This window comes from Streptococcus sp. ST14, assembly GCF_046098195.1.
Classification (GTDB): Bacteria; Bacillota; Bacilli; order Lactobacillales; family Streptococcaceae; genus Streptococcus.
In genome coordinates this window covers 20875-43697 of the sequence record NZ_JBJUSF010000019.1, presented here as the reverse complement: position 1 = coordinate 43697, position 22823 = coordinate 20875, and the positions used below count along the sequence as shown (strand labels likewise).

The 22823-nt window shown below is 39.5% G+C and carries 14 protein-coding genes and 1 pseudogene; 10 read left to right on the top strand and 5 right to left on the bottom strand.

Features of this window, described 5'->3' with window-relative positions; genetic code table 11:
• Nucleotides 1-82: 82 nt before the first annotated feature.
• The 4 genes from ACIY19_RS07200 to nrdH form a co-directional block, all read right to left on the bottom strand.
• The gene (locus ACIY19_RS07200; protein WP_409003065.1) at nucleotides 83-850 is read right to left on the bottom strand and encodes a DeoR/GlpR family DNA-binding transcription regulator; all 768 of its coding nucleotides are present in this window, start codon (nucleotides 848-850) and stop codon (nucleotides 83-85) included.
• Between the two features lie 140 nt (nucleotides 851-990).
• Complete coding sequence (gene nrdF / locus ACIY19_RS07195; RefSeq protein ID WP_409003064.1) at nucleotides 991-1953, bottom strand: class 1b ribonucleoside-diphosphate reductase subunit beta; 963 nt, start codon at nucleotides 1951-1953, stop codon at nucleotides 991-993.
• Between the two features lie 187 nt (nucleotides 1954-2140).
• Nucleotides 2141-4300, bottom strand: coding sequence for a class 1b ribonucleoside-diphosphate reductase subunit alpha (gene nrdE / locus ACIY19_RS07190; RefSeq protein ID WP_000523249.1), 2160 nt, complete (start codon nucleotides 4298-4300; stop codon nucleotides 2141-2143).
• An 80-nt stretch (nucleotides 4301-4380) separates the two neighbouring features.
• Complete coding sequence (nrdH, locus tag ACIY19_RS07185) at nucleotides 4381-4599, bottom strand: glutaredoxin-like protein NrdH (RefSeq protein WP_000259241.1); 219 nt, start codon at nucleotides 4597-4599, stop codon at nucleotides 4381-4383.
• A gap of 362 nt (nucleotides 4600-4961) precedes the next feature.
• Here nrdH and ACIY19_RS07180 point away from each other — a divergent pair, with 362 nt between their 5' ends.
• From ACIY19_RS07180 to ACIY19_RS07150, 7 genes and pseudogenes are all read left to right on the top strand, one after another.
• Complete coding sequence (locus ACIY19_RS07180; protein ID WP_000146948.1) at nucleotides 4962-5225, top strand: phosphocarrier protein HPr; 264 nt, start codon at nucleotides 4962-4964, stop codon at nucleotides 5223-5225.
• A 5-nt stretch (nucleotides 5226-5230) separates the two neighbouring features.
• Nucleotides 5231-6964: a phosphoenolpyruvate--protein phosphotransferase gene (gene ptsP, locus ACIY19_RS07175; RefSeq protein ID WP_000138129.1), complete on the top strand. Its 1734-nt coding sequence runs from the start codon at nucleotides 5231-5233 to the stop codon at nucleotides 6962-6964.
• A gap of 253 nt (nucleotides 6965-7217) precedes the next feature.
• A complete protein-coding gene (locus ACIY19_RS07170; RefSeq protein ID WP_409003063.1) occupies nucleotides 7218-9743 on the top strand; it encodes a pneumococcal-type histidine triad protein in 2526 nt (841 codons plus the stop codon).
• A gap of 195 nt (nucleotides 9744-9938) precedes the next feature.
• Nucleotides 9939-10856 carry a metal ABC transporter substrate-binding protein gene (locus ACIY19_RS07165; RefSeq protein ID WP_000747438.1) on the top strand — a complete coding sequence of 306 codons (918 nt, stop codon included), beginning with the start codon at nucleotides 9939-9941 and terminating at the stop codon, nucleotides 10854-10856.
• A gap of 7 nt (nucleotides 10857-10863) precedes the next feature.
• The gene (locus tag ACIY19_RS07160) at nucleotides 10864-13377 is read left to right on the top strand and encodes a pneumococcal-type histidine triad protein (RefSeq protein WP_000700248.1); all 2514 of its coding nucleotides are present in this window, start codon (nucleotides 10864-10866) and stop codon (nucleotides 13375-13377) included.
• A gap of 226 nt (nucleotides 13378-13603) precedes the next feature.
• Nucleotides 13604-13750: pseudogene (locus tag ACIY19_RS07155) on the top strand (adhesion protein); the annotation flags it as partial.
• 19 nt (nucleotides 13751-13769) lie between these two features.
• Nucleotides 13770-16817, top strand: coding sequence for a pneumococcal-type histidine triad protein (locus tag ACIY19_RS07150; RefSeq protein WP_409003062.1), 3048 nt, complete (start codon nucleotides 13770-13772; stop codon nucleotides 16815-16817).
• Nucleotides 16818-16853: 36 nt separating this feature from the next.
• Here ACIY19_RS07150 and pepT read toward each other — a convergent pair whose 3' ends face one another.
• The gene (gene pepT, locus ACIY19_RS07145; protein WP_409003061.1) at nucleotides 16854-18077 is read right to left on the bottom strand and encodes a peptidase T; all 1224 of its coding nucleotides are present in this window, start codon (nucleotides 18075-18077) and stop codon (nucleotides 16854-16856) included.
• Between the two features lie 358 nt (nucleotides 18078-18435).
• Between pepT and pitA the strand changes: the two genes are divergently transcribed.
• Genes pitA through ACIY19_RS07130 form a run of 3 tightly spaced genes read left to right on the top strand, consistent with a single transcriptional unit; the run spans nucleotide 18436 to nucleotide 22814 of the window.
• Nucleotides 18436-21027: a PI-2 pilus tip adhesin PitA gene (gene pitA, locus ACIY19_RS07140; protein WP_409003060.1), complete on the top strand. Its 2592-nt coding sequence runs from the start codon at nucleotides 18436-18438 to the stop codon at nucleotides 21025-21027.
• On the top strand, nucleotides 21027-21578 hold the full coding sequence (sipA, locus tag ACIY19_RS07135; protein WP_409003059.1) for a PI-2 pilus system signal peptidase SipA: 552 nt from the start codon (nucleotides 21027-21029) through the stop codon (nucleotides 21576-21578). The genes pitA and sipA overlap by 1 nt, the downstream gene beginning before the upstream one ends.
• 9 nt (nucleotides 21579-21587) lie before the next feature.
• Nucleotides 21588-22814, top strand: a complete 1227-nt coding sequence (locus tag ACIY19_RS07130) for a phosphate-transport permease PitB (protein WP_409003058.1) — start codon at nucleotides 21588-21590, stop codon at nucleotides 22812-22814.
• Nucleotides 22815-22823 lie beyond the last annotated feature (9 nt).

Here is a 22823-nt window from a genome sequence, read left to right as displayed (position 1 = left end):
TATCAAAAAAGAAAGGACGAAATTTGTCCTTTCTCGAGCTTAGCTTTTCATCAACCCACTACAGTTGACAAAGAGCCAATTTTTATGGTTTTGATAAAAGAATGGTTGTTTGTTTCGACAGCTCTTCAAATGTTTCCTGACTCAGTTTGGCATCTGAAACGATGGTATCAATCTCTGAGATATTGTAGAACGTGTAAAAATCAAACTTATTAAACTTACTGTGGTCTGCCAGTAAGTATTTTTTATTGGCATTGTTCAAGGCGATTCGTTGTACCTCGCCCTCTTCTTCACTGAAAGTAGCAATTGCCTTATCCTTAATACCATTACAGCTTACAAAAGCTTTAGAAAACTGAAGATTGGCTAAATCCTGCAGGGTAAGTGTCCCTACAAAAGCACCAGTGATGGAGCGATAGTTTCCACCAATCAAGATCAAATCTGTTAGTTTTCGTTCGTTTAGGATGAGAAAAACGGGAAGACTGTTTGTTACAACACGAATGTTATCGATAGGGAGCTCACGAGCAAAACACTCCAAGGTTGTTCCTGGACCGATAAAAATGGTTTCTCCTTCGTCAATCAAACGACCTGCAAAACGACTAATTTCTTGTTTTTCAGCAATCTGTAAGCCTTGTTTTTCAACGTTTGAGCGTTCGTTGTTTAAGAGAGAGCCTGTACGAAGTTTTTCAGCACCACCATGCACACGAACCAGCAAATCCTTATCTGCCAATTCTTGTAAGTAGCGACGAGCTGTCATATCTGATACATCCAGACGCGTCATGATTTCTTTTACAGTAATAGTTCCCTTTGTATTTACTGTTTCTAGAATATTATCTAGTTTCTCTTGCTTTAGCATCCTTATCACCTCGATTTCTACTATCATTATCTTACCATAAAACGCTCAATATATCAAATGGAAAAAAACAAAATAAAACAAAAAACAAAAATATCATGGTTGTTTTAAACAAACCATGATATTTTGAATGATTGGCCAAATTAGTCTAAACCGTAGTTGTAATCCTCGTCTTGCATGGCTTCAACTTCACCAAGTAGGTAACCATTTCCAACTTGAGAGAAGAAGTCGTGGTTGGAAGTTCCTGTTGAAATACCGTTCATAACGATTGGGTTGACATCTTCAGCTGAATCTGGGAAAAGTGGATCTTGTCCCATGTTCATGAGAGCTTTATTGGCATTGTAGCGAAGGAAGGTTTTAACCTCTTCAGTCCAACCAACACCGTCATAAAGACTCTCTGTGTAGCCTTCTTCATTTTCATAAAGAGTATAGAGTAGGTCGTACATCCATTCTTTGAGTTTTTCTTGCTCTTCTTCAGGCAATTCATTGAAACCAAGTTGGAATTTGTAACCAATGTAGGTTCCGTGAACAGACTCGTCACGAATAATCAATTTAATGATTTCTGCAACGTTGGCTAGTTTGTTGTTACCGAGATAGTAGAGGGGAGTGAAGAAACCAGAGTAGAAGAGGAAGGTTTCGAGGAAGACGCTGGCAACTTTCTTTTCAAGTGGGCTGCCGTTTAGGTAGATTTCGTTGACAATCTCAGCCTTCTTTTGTAGGTAAGGATTGGTATTGGTCCATTCGAAAATTTCTTCAATCTCAGCCTTAGTATTCAAGGTAGAAAAGATTGATGAGTAAGATTTAGCGTGGACAGATTCCATAAATTGGATGTTATTGAAAACAGCTTCCTCATGTGGTGTACGGATGTCTGCGCGAAGGGCTTGAACCCCAGTTTCAGATTGCATAGTGTCAAGAAGGGTTAAACCACCAAAAACTTTTCCGACCAAGTCTTTCTCTTTGTTAGATAGCTTTCTCCAGTCATCCAAGTCGTTTGATAAGGGAATACGTGTATCGAGCCAAAATTGCTCCGTCAGTTTTTCCCAAGTTGATTTGTCGATGACATCTTCGATGGCATTCCAGTTAATGGCTTTGTAGTAAGTTTCCATTTAAAATCTCTTTCTGTGTTTAGTATTGCGAACTCACAATTATTTCTACTTTACCATAATTCTATAGGAGTATCGCACAAAAAGTCGGAAGCCCGACTTTTAAAATGTTACATAAATTATGTTATGACATAGTAGATTTGATTTTATCTGTGCTGCTTAGGGAAAAATAATGTTTCTATGCTAGAAACTAAATCACACAGCTTTCACATTGGTTGGCGCCGACTTCTCCACCGTCATCTGTAAAGGTACGGACGTAGTAGATAGACTTGATTCCCTTGTTAAAGGCATAGTTACGAAGGATGGACAAGTCACGTGTCGTTTGTTTATTTTCCCTCTTCCATTCGTAAAGGCCTTTTGGAATGTCACTACGCATGAAGAGAGTGAGTGAAAGTCCTTGATCCACGTGTTCAGTCGCAGCAGCGTAAACATCGATGACTTTACGCATATCCATATCGTAGGCAGAAGTGTAGTAAGGAATGGTTTCTGTAGACAAGCCAGCAGCAGGGTAGTAGATTTTACCAATTTTCTTCTCTTGGCGTTCTTCGATACGTTGCGTAATCGGGTGGATAGAAGCAGAAACGTCGTTGATATAGCTGATAGAACCATTTGGCGCTACAGCAAGGCGATTTTGGTGGTAAAGACCATCTTCTTGAACCTTGTCGCGAAGTTCAGCCCAATCAGCAACACCAGGGATAAAGACATTTTTGAAGAGTTCTTTAACACGGTCTGATGTTGGAACAAATTCACCAGTTACATACTTGTCAAAGTAACTTCCGTTAGCATAGTCTGATTTTTCAAAGTTGTGGAAGGTAATACCACGTTCACGCGCAATATTGTTTGACTCTACCAAGGTCCAGTAGTTCATAAGCATAAAGTAGATGCTTGTAAATTCAACAGACTCAGGTGAACCATATTCAATGAGTTGTTGGGCAAGGTAGCTGTGCAGTCCCATGGCACCGAGACCAAAGGTGTGGGCTTGGCTATTTCCATGGTCAATCGTTGGTACAGCTACGATATGTGAACTATCTGTAACGAAAGTAAGGGCACGAACCATAGCACGGATAGAACGACCAAAATCAGGTGAAGTCATCATGTTAACCACGTTGGTTGAACCCAGGTTACATGAAACATCTGTTCCCATTTGAAGGAATTCTTGAGCATCGTTGATCAAGCTTGGTTCTTGAACTTGAAGAATCTCAGAACACAAGTTACTCATGATAATCTTTCCATCAACAGGATTTGCACGGTTAGCCGTATCTATGTTGACTACATAAGGATAGCCAGACTCTTGTTGCAATTTAGAGATTTCAGTTTCCAAATCCCGCGCCTTGATTTTTGTCTTGCGAATATTTGGATTTGCGACCAATTCATCGTATTTTTCAGTAATGTCGATGTAATTGAATGGCACACCGTATTCTTTTTCTACAGAGTAAGGGCTGAAGAGGTACATTTCTTCATTTTTACGAGCCAATTCGTAGAATTTATCAGGTACTACAACACCAAGTGATAGAGTCTTGACACGTACTTTTTCATCAGCGTTTTCTTTCTTAGTTGAAAGGAAAGCGATGATATCTGGGTGAAAGACGTTGAGGTAGACAACACCGGCACCTTGACGTTGCCCCAATTGGTTGGAGTAAGAGAAGCTGTCTTCAAAAAGCTTCATAACAGGAACGACACCTGAAGCAGCTCCTTCATAGCCTTTGATAGGTGCACCAGCTTCACGAAGGTTGCTGAGGGTAATTCCCACACCACCACCAATACGTGAAAGTTGAAGAGCTGAGTTGATAGAACGTCCGATAGAGTTCATATCATCCGTCACTTGGATTAGGAAACAAGATACCAACTCCCCACGACGAGCACGTCCAGCATTCAAGAAGGAAGGAGTAGCAGGTTGGTAGCGTTGGTGGATGATTTCATTGGCAATATCGATTGCAACAGCTTCATTCCCATCAGCGAAATAAAGGGCGTTGAAGAAGACACGGTCTTCCATATTTTCAAGATAGTATTCACCGTCATTAGTCTTTAAGGCATATTGATTGTAAAATTTATAAGCTGCCATGAATGACTTGAATTGGAAGTTTTGGTCTTTGATAAATTGAGCCAATTCTTCCAAGAACTCTGGACGGTATTTCTTGATAAAGGCTGTTTCGATGTAGTTGTGTTCAATGAGGTAATTGATTTTGTCTTTGATTGAATCAAAAACCATAGTGTTTGGAACTACATTTTCTTTAAAGAAAGCATCCAAGGCTTCCTTATCTTTATGAAGCATGATTTGTCCATTAACAGGACGGTTAATTTCGTTATTAAGACGGAAGTAAGTCACGTCTTCAAGATGTTTTAATCCCATAAAATTTCCCTTATCTAATTACAAAAGAAAGGCTTCTAAGTTAGCCCTAAAAGCAGTTTCTTCTGGATGATGTACTAAGATTATGCTAATTGTTTCAGTTTTCCTGGTTGGAAGCCTGAAAAGACCTCAGTTGGTGTTTGGATAACAGGAGCAGCGCTGAAACCCAGCTCTTTAACTTGATCGACGTACTCAGGTTGCTCGTCGAGATTGATCTCACGATAAGCGACATTGTTGCTGTCCAAGAAACGCTTGGTCATCTTACATTGGACACAGTTGTTTTTAGAATAAACGGTTACCATTTTCGTAACTCCTCTTTCAAAATAGATTACTTTCTTAGTATATCAGAAAAAAAAACTTTGTCAAACTTTTTAAACTAAATCTTGTGCTAAAAAGTTACAGTTTTAAAAACAAAGCACAAGATATAGTGTTTTGTCAGAGTGTAAAATTGGGTTTTCATTGAACTATCAAAGTTTATCAAAACAAAAAAACTATATACTGTATATTGGTAAGATAAATAGAAGATTTTCAGCAAGTTATCTGAAAGGAAATATAAGAAAGTCCATAAAACACTTGAAAAATAATCTAGAAGGTGATATAATACAGTCTTGTAAGGGTTATCACATATAATCCAAAAAAGAAATAACTAAAGGAGAGTCAAACTATGGCTTCTAAAGATTTCCACGTAGTGGCAGAAACAGGTATTCACGCACGTCCAGCAACATTGTTGGTTCAAACAGCTAGCAAATTTGCTTCAGATATCACTCTTGAATACAAAGGTAAATCAGTAAACCTTAAATCTATCATGGGTGTTATGAGTCTTGGTGTTGGCCAAGGTGCTGACGTTACAATTTCAGCTGAAGGTGCAGATGCTGACGACGCAATCGCTGCTATCACTGAAACTATGGAAAAAGAAGGATTGGCATAAGGAAAATGACAGAAATGCTTAAAGGAATCGCAGCATCTGACGGTGTTGCAGTTGCAAAAGCATATCTACTCGTTCAACCGGATTTGTCATTTGAGACTATTACAGTCGAAGATACAAACGCAGAAGAAGCTCGCCTTGATGCCGCTCTACAAGCATCACAAGACGAGCTTTCTGTTATTCGCGAGAAAGCAGTAGGTACGCTCGGTGAAGAAGCAGCTCAAGTTTTTGACGCTCACTTAATGGTTCTTGCTGACCCTGAAATGATCAGCCAAATCAAGGAAACAATCCGTGCGAAGAAAGTGAATGCAGAAGCAGGTCTGAAAGAAGTAACAGACATGTTTATCACTATCTTTGAAGGCATGGAAGACAACCCATACATGCAAGAACGTGCAGCGGATATCCGCGACGTGACAAAACGTGTATTGGCAAACCTCCTTGGTAAAAAATTGCCAAACCCAGCTTCTATCAATGAAGAAGTAATCGTGATTGCGCATGACTTGACTCCTTCAGATACAGCTCAATTGGACAAAAACTTTGTAAAAGCTTTTGTAACCAACATTGGTGGACGTACAAGCCACTCAGCTATCATGGCGCGTACGCTTGAAATTGCAGCAGTATTGGGTACAAACAATATCACTGAAATCGTTAAAGATGGTGACATTCTTGCCGTTAACGGTATCACAGGTGAAGTTATTATCAACCCAACTGATGAGCAAGCAGCAGAATTCAAGGCTGCTGGTGAAGCTTATGCGAAACAAAAAGCTGAATGGGCTCTCCTGAAAGATGCTAAAACAGTAACAGCTGATGGCAAACACTTTGAATTGGCTGCCAACATCGGTACTCCAAAAGACGTTGAAGGTGTCAATGACAACGGTGCTGAAGCTGTTGGTCTTTACCGTACAGAGTTCTTGTACATGGATTCTCAAGACTTCCCAACAGAAGACGAGCAGTACGAAGCTTACAAGGCTGTACTTGAAGGAATGAACGGTAAACCTGTTGTCGTTCGTACAATGGATATCGGTGGAGATAAGGAGCTTCCTTACTTCGATATGCCTCACGAAATGAACCCATTCCTTGGATTCCGTGCCCTTCGTATCTCTATTTCTGAGACTGGAGATGCTATGTTCCGCACACAAATCCGTGCCCTTCTTCGTGCGTCTGTTCACGGTCAATTGCGTATCATGTTCCCAATGGTTGCGCTCTTGAAAGAATTCCGTGCAGCGAAAGCAGTCTTTGACGAAGAAAAAGCAAACCTTCTTGCTGAAGGTGTTGCAGTTGCGGATAATATCCAAGTTGGTATCATGATCGAAATCCCAGCAGCAGCAATGCTTGCAGACCAATTTGCCAAAGAAGTTGACTTCTTCTCAATTGGTACAAACGACTTGATCCAATACACAATGGCAGCAGACCGTATGAACGAACAAGTTTCATACCTTTACCAACCATACAACCCATCAATCCTACGTTTGATCAACAATGTGATTAAAGCAGCTCACGCTGAAGGTAAATGGGCTGGTATGTGTGGTGAGATGGCTGGTGACCAACAAGCTGTTCCACTTCTTGTCGGAATGGGCTTGGATGAGTTCTCTATGTCAGCAACATCTGTACTTCGTACACGTAGCTTGATGAAGAAACTCGACACAGCTAAGATGGAAGAGTACGCAAACCGTGCCCTTACAGAATGCTCAACAATGGAAGAAGTTCTTGAACTTCAAAAAGAATACGTTAATTTTGATTAATCGAAAAGTCCTTGCAACTTAGTTGCAGGGATTTTTTATATTTTTTAAAGGATTATCAAGATAAACTAGTTAATATGAAGCCTTTCGAAGACAAAGTAGTGGGGCAGAATAAAAAAATACTTAACCGGTTCATAAAACGCTTGACAAGTTGCAAATTTAGGAGTAAACTATTAACCAGTTAAGTAATAGAGAGGAGTTTCTGCAATTTAGAAATGAATTGCAACTAGAAATATCAAATAGAAAGAGAGTTTCGATGAAAATTAATAAGAAATACCTTGCTGGTTCTGCGGCAGCTTTGATTTTAAGTGTCTGTTCTTATGAGTTGGGACTTTATCAAGCTAGAACGGTTAAGGGAAATAATCGTGTTTCCTATATAGATGGAAAACAAGCGACGCAAAAAACGGAGAATTTGACTCCTGATGAGGTTAGCAAGCGTGAAGGAATCAATGCGGAGCAAATCGTCATCAAGATAACAGACCAAGGCTATGTCACTTCACATGGCGACCACTATCATTATTACAATGGTAAGGTTCCTTATGATGCTATTATCAGTGAAGAACTGCTGATGAAAGATCCGAATTATCAGTTGAAGGATTCAGACATTGTCAATGAAATCAAGGGTGGCTATGTGATTAAGGTAGATGGAAAATACTATGTTTACCTTAAGGATGCAGCCCATGCCGATAATGTCCGTACAAAAGAAGAAATCAATCGGCAAAAACAAGAACATAGTCAGCATCGTGAAGGTGGGACTCCAAGAAACGATAGTGCTGTTGCCTTGGCACGTTCGCAAGGACGTTATACTACAGATGATGGTTATATCTTTAATGCTTCTGATATTATAGAGGATACTGGTGATGCTTATATCGTTCCTCATGGCGATCATTACCATTACATTCCTAAGAGTGAGTTATCAGCCAGCGAGTTGGCTGCTGCAGAAGCCTTCCTATCTGGTCGGGGAAATCTGTCAAGTTCAAGAACCTATCGCCGACAAAATAGCGATAACACTCCAGGAACAAACTGGGTACCTTCTGTAAGCAATCAGGGAACTACCAATACTAACACAAGTAACAACAGCAATACTAACAGTCAAGCAAGTCAAAGTGATGAGGGTATTGATAGCCTTCTAAAACAACTTTATGCCTTGCCACTCAGTCAACGACACGTGGAATCTGATGGCCTTGTCTTTGATCCGGCGCAGATTACAAGTCGAACAGCTAGAGGAGTTGCTGTACCTCATGGTGACCATTACCATTTTATCCCTTACGAACAAATGTCTGAATTGGAAGAACGAATCGCTCGCGTCATCCCGCTTCGTTATCGTTCAAACCATTGGGTACCGGATTCAAGACCAGAAGAACCAAGTCCACAACCGACTCCGGAACCTAGTCCAAGACCGCAACCTGCACCAACTCCTCAACCAACTCCAAGCAATCCAATTGATGAAAAATTGGTTAAACAGGTGATTCGAAAAGTAGCTGATGGCTATGTATTTGAGGAGAATGGAATCTCTCGTTATATTCCTGCCAAGGAACTTTCAGCAGAAACTGCTGCAGCCATTGATAGCAAACTAGCCAATCAAAAAAGTTTAGCTCATAAGCTAGGTCCTAAGAAAACCAACCTCCCATCAAGTGATCGAGGATTTTACAATAAGGCTTATGATTTACTAGCAAGAGTTCATCAAGACTTACTTGATAATAAAGGGCGACAAACTGATTTTGAGGCTTTGGATAAACTCTTGGAACGTCTCAATGATGTCTCAAGCGATAAAGTCAAGTTAGTTGATGATATTCTTACCTTCCTAGCACCGATTCGTCATCCAGAACGTCTAGGGAAACCAAATGCGCAAATTGCTTATACTGATGATGAGATTCAAGTAGCCAAGTTGGCAGGTAAGTATACAACAGAAGACGGTTATATCTTTGATCCTCGTGATATCACAAGTGATGAGGGGGATGCTTATGTAACTCCTCATATGACCCACAGTCATTGGATTAAGAAAGATAGTTTGTCTGAAGCTGAAAGAGCGGCAGCCCAGGCTTATGCTAAAGAGAAAGGTTTAACGCCTCCTTCGACAGACCATCAGAATTCAGGAAATACTGAGGCTAAGGGAGCAGAAGCTATCTACAACCGCGTGAAAGCAGCCAAGAAGGTGCCACTTAATCGTATGCCTTACAATCTCCAACATACTGTGGAAGTCAAAAACGGAAGCTTGATTATTCCTCATTATGACCATTATCATAACATCAAATTTGAGTGGTTTGACGAAGGACTTTATGAGGCACCTAAGGGGTATAGTCTAGAAGATCTCTTTGCGACTGTCAAGTACTATGTCGAACATCCAAACGAACGTCCGCATTCAGATAGTGGTTGGGGGAATGCAAGTGACCATGTTCAAAGAAACCAAAATGGTCAAGCTGATACCAATCAAACGGAAAAACCATCAGAGGAGAAACCTCGGACAGACAAACCTGAGGAAGAAAAGCCACGCGAAGAGAAGCCTCAAAGTGAGAAACCAGAATCTCCAAAACCAACTGAGGAGCCAGAAGAAGAATCACCAGAGGAACCAGAAGAACCTCAGGTTGAAACTGAAAAGGTTGAAGAAAAACTGAGAGAGGCTGAAGAGCTACTTGCAAAGATCCAAGATCCCATTATCAAGTCCAATGCCAAAGAAACTCTCACTGGCTTAAAAAATAACCTGCTATTTGGTGCTCAGGATAACAATACCATTATGGCTGATGCTGAAAAGTTGTTGGCTTTATTAAAGGAGAGCAAGTAAAGGTAGAAGCATTTTCTAGATCCTAAAAACAGGATAGGAGATCTAGAAAAGATAAAATCGAAAATGAGAATAGAATGTAAGTTCTAATTCTCATTTTTTTCATGAAAATATGCAAAATATCTTGACATATAGTGTAAATAAAGATAAACTATTTACTAGTTAATTAAATGGTTAAATACTAGTTAAGGAGTAATGATGAAAAAAAGAACAATTCTACTATTAATGGCAAGTCTGTTGATTCTTGTCTTAGGAGCATGTAGCCAAAAAGAAAAACAAGAAGCAAAAGGGATGAAGATTGTCACAAGTTTTTACCCAATCTATGCCATGGTCAAAGAGGTATCAGGGGACTTGAATGATGTACGGATGATTCAGTCAAGTAGTGGGATTCACTCCTTTGAACCGTCAGCAAATGACATTGCTGCTATTTATGACGCGGATGTCTTTGTCTACCATTCTCATACGCTCGAATCTTGGGCTGGAAGTCTAGATCCTAACTTGAAAAACTCAAAAGTTAAGGTTTTAGAAGCTTCTGAAGGAATGACCTTGGAGCGTGTTCCAGGTTTAGAAGATGTAGAAGCTGGTGACGGTATTGATGAAAAAACACTCTACGACCCTCACACTTGGTTAGATCCAGAAAAAGCTGGCGAAGAAGCTCAGATTATCGCTGACAAACTTTCGGAGATTGATAGTGCTAATAAGGAAACGTATCAAAAGAATGCTAAAAACTTTATCGCTAAAGCCCAAGAATTGACTAAGAAGTACCAGCCTATTTTTGAAAAAGCGAGTCAAAAGACCTTTGTTACACAACACACAGCCTTTTCTTATCTCGCTAAACGCTTTGGTTTGAAACAACTTGGTATAGCAGGGATTTCCCCTGAACAAGAGCCAAGTCCGAGACAACTAACAGAAATTCAAGAATTCGTTAAGACCTATAAGGTTAAAACCATCTTTACTGAGAGCAATGCTTCTTCTAAAGTCGCTGAAACCTTGGTCAAATCAACAGGAGTTAGCCTAAAGACACTCAATCCTTTAGAAGCAGATCCTGAAAATGACAAAACTTACTTAGAAAATCTAGAAGAAAACATGAATGTTCTTGCAGAAGAATTAAAATGAGGAAATTATGAAAATCAATAAAAAATATCTAGCAGGTTCTGCGGCAGCTTTAATTTTAAGTGTTTGTTCTTACGAGTTGGGACTGTATCAAGCTAGAACAGTCAAGGAAAATAATCGTGTTTCCTATATAGATGGAAAACAACCGAGTCAAAAGGCAGAGACTTTGACACCTGATGAAGTCAGTAAAAAAGAAGGTATAAATGCTGAGCAGATTGTCATCAAGATCACGGATCAAGGTTATGTGACTTCTCACGGAGACCATTATCATTACTATAATGGTAAGGTCCCTTATGATGCTATCATCAGTGAAGAGCTACTGATGAAAGATCCGAATTATCAGTTGAAAGATTCAGATATTGTCAATGAAATCAAGGGTGGTTATGTGATTAAGGTAGACGGGAAATACTATGTTTACCTGAAAGATACGGCTCATGCGGATAATATTCGAACAAAAGAAGAAATTACTCGTCAGAAACAAGAACATAGTAGTAATCACGGAGGAGGTTCTAACGATCAGGCAGTAGTTGTAGCCAGAGCTCAAGGACGCTATACAACAGATGATGGTTATATCTTTAATGCATCTGATATCATCGAAGATACGGGCGATGCTTATATCGTTCCTCATGGTAATCACTTCCACTATATTCCTAAGAGTGACTTGTCTGCCAGTGAATTAGCTGCTGCTCAAGCCTTCTTATCTGGTAAAGGTGGTCAAACAAGCTCAGTTGGGTATCGTCCGTCTACAAATTCTTCTAGTAGCTCATCAGATGCATCGAATAGTAGTTCATACGGACAAACAAATTATAGTAAAGTTGAGACAAATATTAGAGGATGGGCTCCAAGTGTTAGCTCACAAGTGGATAATAGTTATCAAGAAAGTCCAAGTGAAGATGTATCTAGTCTCTTGAAACAACTTTATGCCTTGCCACTTAGTCAACGACACGTGGAATCAGATGGACTAGTCTTTGATCCAGCGCAGATTACAAGAAAAACTGCGAATGGTGTTGCAGTGCCACACGGAGATCATTATCACTTCATCCCTTATTCTCAAATGTCTGACTTAGAGCAGAAGATTGCGAGAATGATTTCTGTAAAAGGACAAAATAACGGAAACAACAGGCCAGTAAATACTCAAAAGCCAACAAACAGTACAGTTGAGCATACATTTTTAGGAAATTCAATTAAGGCTTATGGTAAAGGTCTGGATGGCAAACCATACGATACTAGTGATGGATATGTATTCAGTAAAGATTCTATCTATTCAGTTGATAAATCAGGCATTATAGCAAGACATGGAAATCATTTCCATTATGTGGGATTTGGAGAGTTAGAACAGTTCGAATTAGATGAAGTTAGCAAATGGATGAAGGAAAAAGGCCAACCTAATGAGAGTGTTATTCCTTCAGAGAATATGGATAACAAAGAAAAACCAAAATTTGATTCAAAAAAAGTGACTGGTAAAGTGACTAAAGATGGTAAAGTAGGCTATGTTCTTAAAGAAAACGGAAAAGAATACTTCTACTCTCGAGATGAACTTGATCTTACTCAAATTGCTTTTTCTGAACAAGAACTCATGCTTAAGGATCGAGATCATTATCGTTATGATATAGTAGACACAGGGATCAAACCAAGATTAGCTGTAGATGTCTCAAGTTTGCCGATGCATGCAGCGAATACTACCTATGATACTGGAAGTTCATTCATTATTCCACACATTGATCATATTCATGTTGTGCCTTACTCATGGTTAGAGCCTGATCAAATTGCGACTATTAAATATGTCATGCAACACCCTGAGGTTCGTCCTGAAGTTTGGTCTAAGCCGGGTCACGAGGATTCAGGTTCCGTTATTGCTAATGTGACTCCTCTTGAAAAACGCGCTGGAATGCAGAATTGGCAAATTATCCATTCTGCTGAAGAAGTTCAGAAAGCTCTAGCAGAAGGTCGATTTGCAACTCCAGATGGTTATATTTTTGATCCGAAAGATGTATTGGCAAAAGAAACTTTTGTATGGGAAGACAAATCATTTAGTATTCCAAGAGCTGGAGGTGGTTCATTGAGAAGTATCACTAAATCCGACTTATCAGAAGTAGAATGGAAACAAGCGCAGGACTTAATAGCCAAAAGAATGAAAGAAAAGGAATCTAAAACTGAAACGTCTACACATCCTAATGAAGAATTAAAACCTGATTCAAACAATACTGAAAATAGTGATAAGAATAAGACTACTGTAGATAAAACTGAGGAGCAACCGAAGAAAAATATAGGGGAGAATGAGACTGGTACAACCAACGAAATTCCTTCAAAAAATAAAGAAATTTCCAAAGAAGAAAATGATGATGATTTACCAGATTATGGGTTAGATAAAGTAACTTTAAATGAACATATAGAAAAGTTAGCGAAAATTGCCCAAATTGATCCTAAGTTTCTAATCTTTCAACCAGAAGGGGTTCAGTTTTACAATAAAAACGGTGAATTAGTGATGTATGACATTAAGACACTAAAACAAATAAAACCTTAAAAGATTTTTATTTGTTATAATCTATTCGAAAGGATATTGTTCTATTTTTGATAGAATAATGTCCTTTTCTTTGTTAAAAAAGCTGGGGGTTACTGTCTTAAAAAAATGAATCAAAGAGTCCTAAAACAGTGATTTTATTTTTGACGATTAAAATCTTGACTTATTAAATAAAAAAAGATAAACTATTTACTAGTTAATTAAATGGTTAAATACTAGTTAAGGAGTTATGGTGAAAAAGAGAACGATTTTAGTATTGATGACCAGTGCATTGGTTCTAGTATTAGCTGCTTGTGGTCAAAAGGAAAGTCAGACAGGTAAAGGGATAAAAATTGTGACCAGTTTCTATCCTATCTACGCTATGGTTAAGGAAGTATAATGAGGAGATGATGAAAATGAAGAAGAAATACCTTGCTGCAGGATCGGCTCTTGTCCTTTCCCTAAGCCTATGCATCTATGCATTGAACCAACACCAGGTGAAAGGAAACAAAGATAATAACCGTGTGTCTTACGTTGATGGGAAGCAAGACACTCAAAAAACAGAGACCCAGACGCCAGACCAAGTTAGCAAAAAAGAAGACATTCAGGCTGAACAAATTGTTGTGAAAATTACCGATCAAGGTTATGTGACTTCACATGGTGATCACTTCCATTATTACAATGGTAAAGTTCCTTTTGATGCGATTTTCAGCGAAGAACTGTTGATGAAAGATGCCAATTATCAACTGAAAGACGCTGATATTGTCAATGAAATCAAAGGTGGCTACATTATCAAGGTGGATGGTAAGTATTATGTCTACCTTAAAGATGCGGCTCATGCTGATAATATTCGTACGAAGGACGAAATTGAGCGCCAAAAACAAGGTCATACTCATGATGCACCAACTTCTAATAGTGCAGTGGCGCTTGCTCAATCTCAAGGTCGCTATACAACTGATGATGGCTACATCTTTAATCCTTCTGATATTATAGAGGATACTGGAGATGCTTATATCGTACCTCACGGTGGACATTACCACTACATTCCAAAGAGTTCCTTGTCTGCTAGCGAATTAGCTGCTGCCCAAGCCTACCTCTCTGGAACTAGAACTCAGCAGAGTGTGACTAACTATCGTCCTAGTCCAAACGAAACTGGTCAAACTACCAACCAAAGTCAACAGGCTGAAACACCAAGTAATCAAGCTGAGAGTCTTCAGAGTCTATTGCAACAGCTCTATGCTCTTCCAAGTAGTCAACGTTATGCTGAATCAGATGGCTTGATTTTTGACCCTGCTAAGATTTCAAGTAGAACGCCGAGTGGTGTGGCGATTCCTCACGGAAATCACTATCATTTCATCCCATATACAAAACTTTCTGCCTTGGAAGAAAAGATTGCGCGTATGATTCCTTTATCTAGCGACGGTGGGAAGCCAACACCTTTGGAAAATCCAAGCAAACCAACAGAACATCCAGCTCAACCAGATCATCATCATGACCAAGACGGTGACCATGGAAGTCAGGATACCAACCATGAAGACCATGACCATGATGGAGAGGAGCATGACCACCATCACGGCGAAGAACATGATCATGGTTTTGCAGCTGACCGTGTTATTAGTGAAGATGAGCAAGGGTTTGTAGTTTCTCATGGAGATCACGCTCATTATTTCTTTAAGAAGGACTTGACTGCAGCCCAAATCAAAGCTGCCCAAGATCACTTGAAAGAAAATCATCAGCCGCAGCACGTTCAACCACTTGCAAAGACTGTGGAAAGTTTCTCGAGAGATGCGAGCGATGAAGAAAAAATCAAGTATATCTCACAGACCTACGGAGTACCGCTCGAAGCAATTCGCATTTCAAATGGATTCTTTGTCTTTGGAAATCCGGATCAAGCCTATGATCCAACCCATATCCATCCCTATGCTGTTCGAAAAGAACATGTTCGTATTCCTCTCCAAACTGGAAATCCAGAACTGGATTTCCTAAATGAACTTTATACGACTGCCCTACGTGATGGGGTATCTCCTTATAGTTTACAGGTAGAAAGTGGTAGTTTTGTGATTCCTCACGGAGACCACAATCACTACATCAAGGTTCAAACTAAGGGCTATGAAGTAGCTTTGAAAAATAAGATTCCGGCCCTACAATCGACCTATCAACCTGGAGCATTTGATGAACAAACGGTTCTATCTAAAGTGGATCAACTGTTAGCAGATAGCAGAAGTCTCTACAAAGACCAGCCAATCATGCAGAGACGGCTTGAACTTGCTTTGGGGCAGTTCACCGAAAATATGAAAAAACTGGCAACAAACTCAACTGCTGGATACCTAGCAGCCTTGGATCTCTTTGATAAACAGTATATCCATGTGGATCAAAGTGTGGCACCGGTTGAAACTTCACCTTTAGATAAGAAGTACCAAGCCCTTGTAGATAAGATCAATACATTGGATACGGACACTTATGGCTTGCCTAAGAAAGATCTTTTGGTACATTTGCAGGAAGCAAAACTAGCACAGGATGAGACAGAGTTGGCTGCCATTGAAGCGAAACTTCAGGCCTTGCAAGATTTCCGAGATCGGACAGGAGTCACAACAGTAGAGTACATCAAGTACTTCTACGAACATGTGTCTGATGGTCGTTTGAGAGAAGAACTTCGGAACCGTGTTGCCAAGTTGACATGGGAACTTTACCAGTCACAATCTTTCCTCAAAGCAACCGACTTGAACAAGTTATTCCCAACTATTTACCAAACTAAGCTAGAAGTAGAAGAAGCTCTCAAAGAAGAACCTGTTTCTACAAAAGCTGGTAAGACTATTCTAGATACGGAAAAAGTAGATAGTCAAACTGCTAAGGCCGCCATCTATGAATTCCTAAAAGAGCTCTACGGTGATTTTATGCCAGAAGAACGGGTTAGCCATGTTAAGAAGGAAGAAGTGGAAGCTCTCCTAACTAAAGCTGCCCAACTCCTAGCACGTGTCAAAGAAGATGGTGTCAAACAATCCCTAGCTGAAGAAGCAGCTAATATCAAAGCGGCTACTGAAAAGGAAAATGCAGACCTTGACGAAGCTAAAACACAACTTGAGGATCTCTTGAATCGTATTGCAGCGACTATCCAACGAGAGAAAAAAGAAGCAGAACAGGATCCACAAACGGTGATCATCTACCAAAAACTCTATAATGTCTTGCTCTCTCTTCACAAGTATCTTGAGGATAACAAGGGATCCGATGCTGACTTTGAACGTGTTGATGGCCTATTTGATCAACTTGCAGCCAAAAGCAGTGATAAAGAAGGCCTCCTCACTCTAGCTAAAGAAATCATTAGCTTGAACCAGGAACTCCGTTCAAAAGCAAGTGAAACTGATAGCCAATCTAAGTCTGAGAAAGACAGTGAAACAGCTACTTCTAAACCAACAGAAAAGCAAGCACAAAGTGAGTCTGAGACAAGTGCTCAACCAAATGAATAAAAAGAAAGGCGAAGTAGCTGAGCTACCTCGTCTTTTTTAGTCTTTATAAGATACAATGCCAATGATGGTATCCACCGCACGCTCCATAGTTTGAAGGCTGACGTATTCAAAACGTCCATGCATGTTTTCACCACCAGCAAAGATATTTGGAGTTGGAATTCCCATAAAGGAAATCTTAGACCCATCTGTTCCACCACGAATTGGTTCGATAATTGGCGTGATACCTAAATCTTCCATAACAGCTTTAGCAATGATAACGGGTGTCATGTCTTTCTCAATGACTTCCTTCATATTGTAGTACTGGTCAGTCAGAGTCAAGGTCACGCGATCATTCCCAAGTTCTTGATTCATCTTGTCAGCAATAGACTGCATAGCTGCTTTACGTGTTTCAAAGGCATCCTTTTCAAAATCGCGAATGATGTAGCTTGCACGCGCCTCCTCGACACTACCTGACACATCCATAAGATGATAGAAACCTTGGTAACCATCTGTTAGTTCAGGTCGGTCATTCTCAGGAAGTTGATTATGAAAATCAATTGCTAGCTGAAGGGCATTGACCATCTGACCTTTAGCAGTACCAGGATGAACATTGCGCCCTTGGAAATGGAGTTCAGCAGCAGCTGCTGAGAAAGTCTCGTACTGAAGTTCTCCTAGCGGACCACCATCAACAGTATAGGCAAAGTCAACGTCAAAGTCATCTGCATCAAATTTATTGGCACCAACGCCAATTTCTTCATCTGGTCCAAAACCAACTCGAATCTCACAGTGTTTGATTTCGGGATGAGCAGTCAGATATTCAATAGCAGTCATAATCTCAGCAATTCCTGACTTGTCATCAGCACCCAGCAAGGTCGTGCCATCAGTTGTGATAAGCGTTTGGCCTAGATATTTCTCAAGGCTCTTGAAATCAGCAGGATCAAGTTTAAATCCAGAATCACCCAAGTCGATAACTCCACCATCGTAATTTTCGATGACTTGCGGATTAACTCCCTCAGCATTAAAATCAGCAGTATCCATGTGGGAGATGAAGCCAATTTTGCGTGTTAGGCTGGGATCATTAGCTGGTAAGGTACCAATAGCAAAACCATTTGGAAGGTAGTAGACGTTTTGCAGACCGACACGTTTCATTTCAGGAATAAGAACATTGGTCGCAAAATCTACCTGGCTTTGCGTACTTGGAGTAGAAGTAGAGTGTTCATCAGAACGCGTATTGACCTTAACGTAGGTCAAGAAACGATCTAAAAGGTTCGAATAAGTCATAAAAACTCCTTTAACAATCATAAAATAGAATGCAAACTTCGGAAAAAACCTTACTCTGAAGATTTCATGAATTTTGAAAAAATATAATAATTCAAATTCAATAGACTTTTAAATGAAATTTTGGATATTTTAGAACAAAATATATGCATTGATATTTTATGAGATTTTTTATTTCTTTTTTCATTTTACCATAGAATAGTTTGAAAGACAAAGAAGAATCATACTTTTTTATTAATTAACATAATATAAAATTAATCATATTAATTGACACTGCGTGAACTTTATTGTACAATTATCTTGTAAATGTCCTAGATTGATATAGTAACAATATTAGTACATTCTAGTTAAGGAGAATAAAATGAACATTCGCTTCGATTTTAAGAAAGTTCAAATTATTGCGCGCCGTTTAGTTACACTGTTAGCTATTCTCTTTTTGTGTGCTCCGATAAGCCTGTTAAATGCTGATTCTACTACAGAACCTCAGACAACCCTTCACAAGACAATTACTCCGATATCGGGACAGGATGACAAGTATGAGTTGTCATTGGATATCACGTCCAAACTGGGAACGGAGACCCAAACGGATCCCTTGGATGTTGTTTTAGTAGCAGACCTCTCAGGAAGTATGCAGAATCAGGATGTCCAATCTTTTGATGGACGGACGATCAGTCGGATTGACGCATTGAAAAATACTCTAAGAGGAACAAATGGTCGTAAGGGCTTAATTGATACCATTCTATCCAATTCTAATAACCGTTTATCTATGGTAGGATTTGGTGGGAAAATTGACAATAAAAAGAATGATCAGTATTGGGATGGAAACAAATGGAGACTTTTTAGACCATACTGGCCCTATGAACGGATGACAAAATACTATGATGGCGTTTCACCATGGGATGATGCTAACACGATTTTAGGATGGAGTAACAATGCTCGTGCTGCTAAAACAGCGGTATACAACATGAGTATTGCAGGAGGTAATTCCATTGGTACTGAGTCAGGTATTGGTACCGGGACCAATATTGGGGCTGGATTAACCTTGGCCAACCAGTTAATGGGAAGTGCAAGATCTAATGCTAAGAAAGTCGTTATTTTGCTTTCAGATGGCTTTGCGAATATGGTCTACGATGCCAATGGTTACACTATATATAACTACAATAACGAGGATCCTAATATCGAAACAGCTCCCCAGTGGTTTTGGGATAGATTAAATAATAATCTAAATAGTCTATCATATAGCTTGGCTCCAACACTTGATGGTTTCTATTCGATTAAATTTCGTTATTCAAATAATGTCGACAGTATTACCAGTCTGCAATATTATATGAGGCAACATAATGCCTCCATTCCAAATGAAATATTCTCTGCAAATGATGAAGACCAGTTACAAGACAGTTTCAAAGATATCACTGATAAGATTCTGCCACTGGGAGTCCACCACGTGACCATCAAGGATGTTCTTTCTAAGTATGTCCAGCTATTACCAAACGGATCGTCAGAGTTTCGTGTAGTAAAAGAAAAGGCTGGTAGCAGTGAAACATTAACTGAAAATCAAGTAACTTTTGATACCAAAACAACCTCAGAAGGATTAGTGGAAGTTACGGCTAAATTTTCTCCGAATTATTCCTTAGAAGATGGAGCTAGATATGTTCTAAAATTCACTGTTACATCAAGTCAAGAAGCTCTAGATGCCATTGCTGGTGATAAGAAGATAGAGGCTGGTGATGCTGAGGGTTCTGATGTCAATAAACTCTACTCCAATAAAGGGGCCAATGTCACTTATTCCTATGGAATAGGCACCTCCCAAACCAAGACCAAAGAATACTCTGACAACCCAACCTTTAAGCCTTCAGATCCATTAACGGTACCAGTGGAAGTTGAATGGCAAGGTGTGACGGGGGCGAGAACTGTTATTACAGCTGATCAACCGAGTAATGTTGAACTGAAACTGGTTCAAAAGAACAAGAACGGAGGTTCTGATAATCAAGACTATCGAAAGACCAATGTGACTGTTGAAAAAAATAAATCTAATGAAACGAGGAACTTTGAAAAGGTTGCCAAAGGATATCAATACGATATAATTGCACCGGACGTCCCCGCCTTTACCAAAGAAATAAAAAATGTTGGTACAGAAACTAAACCATCCTTTAAGGTAAGCTATAAACAATTGCCAAGTCTGACGATTAAGAAAGTGTTGGAAGCTGAAAATAACTTGAACAAGGAGTTTAGGATTAAGGTAAAACTAACCTCTCCTGATTCTACGCCATTGAATGGAACTTTTGGTGAGATAACTGTTGTGAATGGTGAAGCGGAGATCCGTGTCGAAAAACGAAAACGTTGGAAAGGTATTCTAAGCTATCTTCCTCGAGGAACCCATTACAAGGTTGAAGAAGAAGCGGCATCAACGAATGGTTACCACGTTACGTATGAGAATCAAGAGGGCGATCTGAATAAAGACGAGACCAGCACTGTTACGAATCACAAGCTTCCAAGTTTATCAGTCACAAAAAAAGTTACGGGTGTATTTGCCAATCTATTAAAATCCTTCAAGATTACCATTAACATCAGGGATGCTCAGAACAGTCCATTGAATGGAACCTATAATGCAACGGTGAATAATGAAAGAACCCCTCTGCAATTTACGAATGGTCGAGCGTCTATTGATCTAAACAAAGATCAAACCATAAAAATTGATGGACTTCCACTCAATAGTCACTACACTATTGAAGAGGAATCAAACTCTTCGCGTGGATATCAGGTATCTTATGAAAATCAAGAAGGCGAGCTAGATGGGGATAAGTCCGCGACAGTCACGAATAATAAGAATAGCGTGCCTGAAACCGGAGTTGACTTCCTCAGCAGTACACTCGTGTTAGGAATAATCCTTCCTCTAGGGGGAATCTTCTTTACAATCCTACTCGGATATCTAGTGGTACATAGGAGAAAATAATGCTACTTAAAAAGAAACATAAGAAAACAGTAACACAAGTTAATCGGGATAAGTCTCCGCCGAGTGTATGGGGAGATATCCTCTACTTAGTCAGTAAGCTTCTGATGGTTGGGTTTGTACTGGCCACCCTTTACTTTTTTGTCTTTGGACTATTGAGATACAATGACGATGGCATGAAGCCAGCCTTAAAAGATGGCGACTTGGTTGTCTACTATAGGTTGGATAAACGTTATTCGATTGGTGATTTGCTCGTCTATAGTTATAAGGGCAAGGAAAGAGTGGCGCGTGTCATAGCAACCGAAGGAAGTACGATCGATATAAACGAAAATGGTCTCATCATCAACGCTTCTCCTCAACAAGAGCAGGATATCTACAAAGAAACGCTGCTCTATAAGGAAGGGGCTAGCTTCCCAATGAAAGTCCCAGCAGGACAACTCTTTGTCCTCGGAGACAATCGAACAACGGCTGTAGATAGTCGTGCTTTTGGAACCATTCCTATACAGGATACCCATGGCAAGGTAGTAACAGTCCTAAGGCGACGGGGCTTTTGATGACAATTTATGAAAAAAACATTTTTGAAAAAATTAGTTACTGCAAGTATTGCAGCTGTAACCGCCTTGTCGGTCTTTAGAGGAGTGCCAACATTTGCGGATGAAAACTCTGACGCAACCGCAATGTCCATTGGAGAATCAAATGTACAAGTATCCATTAACAAGGTGTTGAATATTGCGGAAGGAATCACTACTCCACTAGCTCGCTTCACCTTTACTTTTACACCTAAAAGTGGTAACTCGAATAACGGAGTACCATACGAAACAGTCACTGCCTCAAACGGTCAAATAGCAGATAAAACAGTATCCTATTCAGGAACAGATGCTTTGGTATCTGGTGAAACAAGTATTAAGAAAAACACTGGAAATATTTTTGCAAATGTAACCTACACTCACGCTGGAGAATATGTTTACACTGTAGCTGAAAAACAAAATGATGGTTGGACGGCAATGCAAAAAGGTGATGTTGCAATTGACTCAATGACGTATGATAACCGTAGCTATGAAATGCACGTTATTGTAAAAAATAGAGTGACTAGTGGCAGTGGTGTGTACATTTCATCAGTATACTTTAAACAAGTTACAACAGGTGCCACTGCTAAAGTGAAGCCATCTGAAAAAGGAGCCACCTTTAAGTATGATTTGTTCACAAATATCTATCGTAAGAATGCTGGTAAAATAACAGATCCTAATGATCCCCATCCTAATGATCCTCACCTTGGAAAATACGATCCTAATGCTAAATCATTAGTAATTAAAAAAGTTGTGTCTGGAGCTACTGCAGATAAAACGAAAGACTTCACTTTCAAGCTTACTTTCACAAAAGCATCTACAGAAGATAAAACTTCAATTGTAGGAAAGATTGGTAATGATTCCAAAACTTTTGAATATGGAAAAGAAACAATAATTAAACTACACCATGATCAATCCTTAGTGTTTGATACAATCCCAGCAGGTACTCGTTATAAATTGGTTGAAACTGGATCTCAAGGTTACACAGCTTCAGCTGCATATAAGGAGAACGGAGCATCAAAAAATCAAGCTGGTACAGTTTCTACAAATTTCACTCAAGATAGTATCCTTATTGGTGAAAAACCAAACGATAACACTATCACAAATAGCTTACCAGACGTTACCCCTACTGGTCTCTTGATTGATAACCTTCCTTTCATCTTGATGATTGGTCTTGGTTTGGCTGGATTTGTTGTTTTGTCTAAAAAACGCAGACAAGCTTAAGCAAGTGGT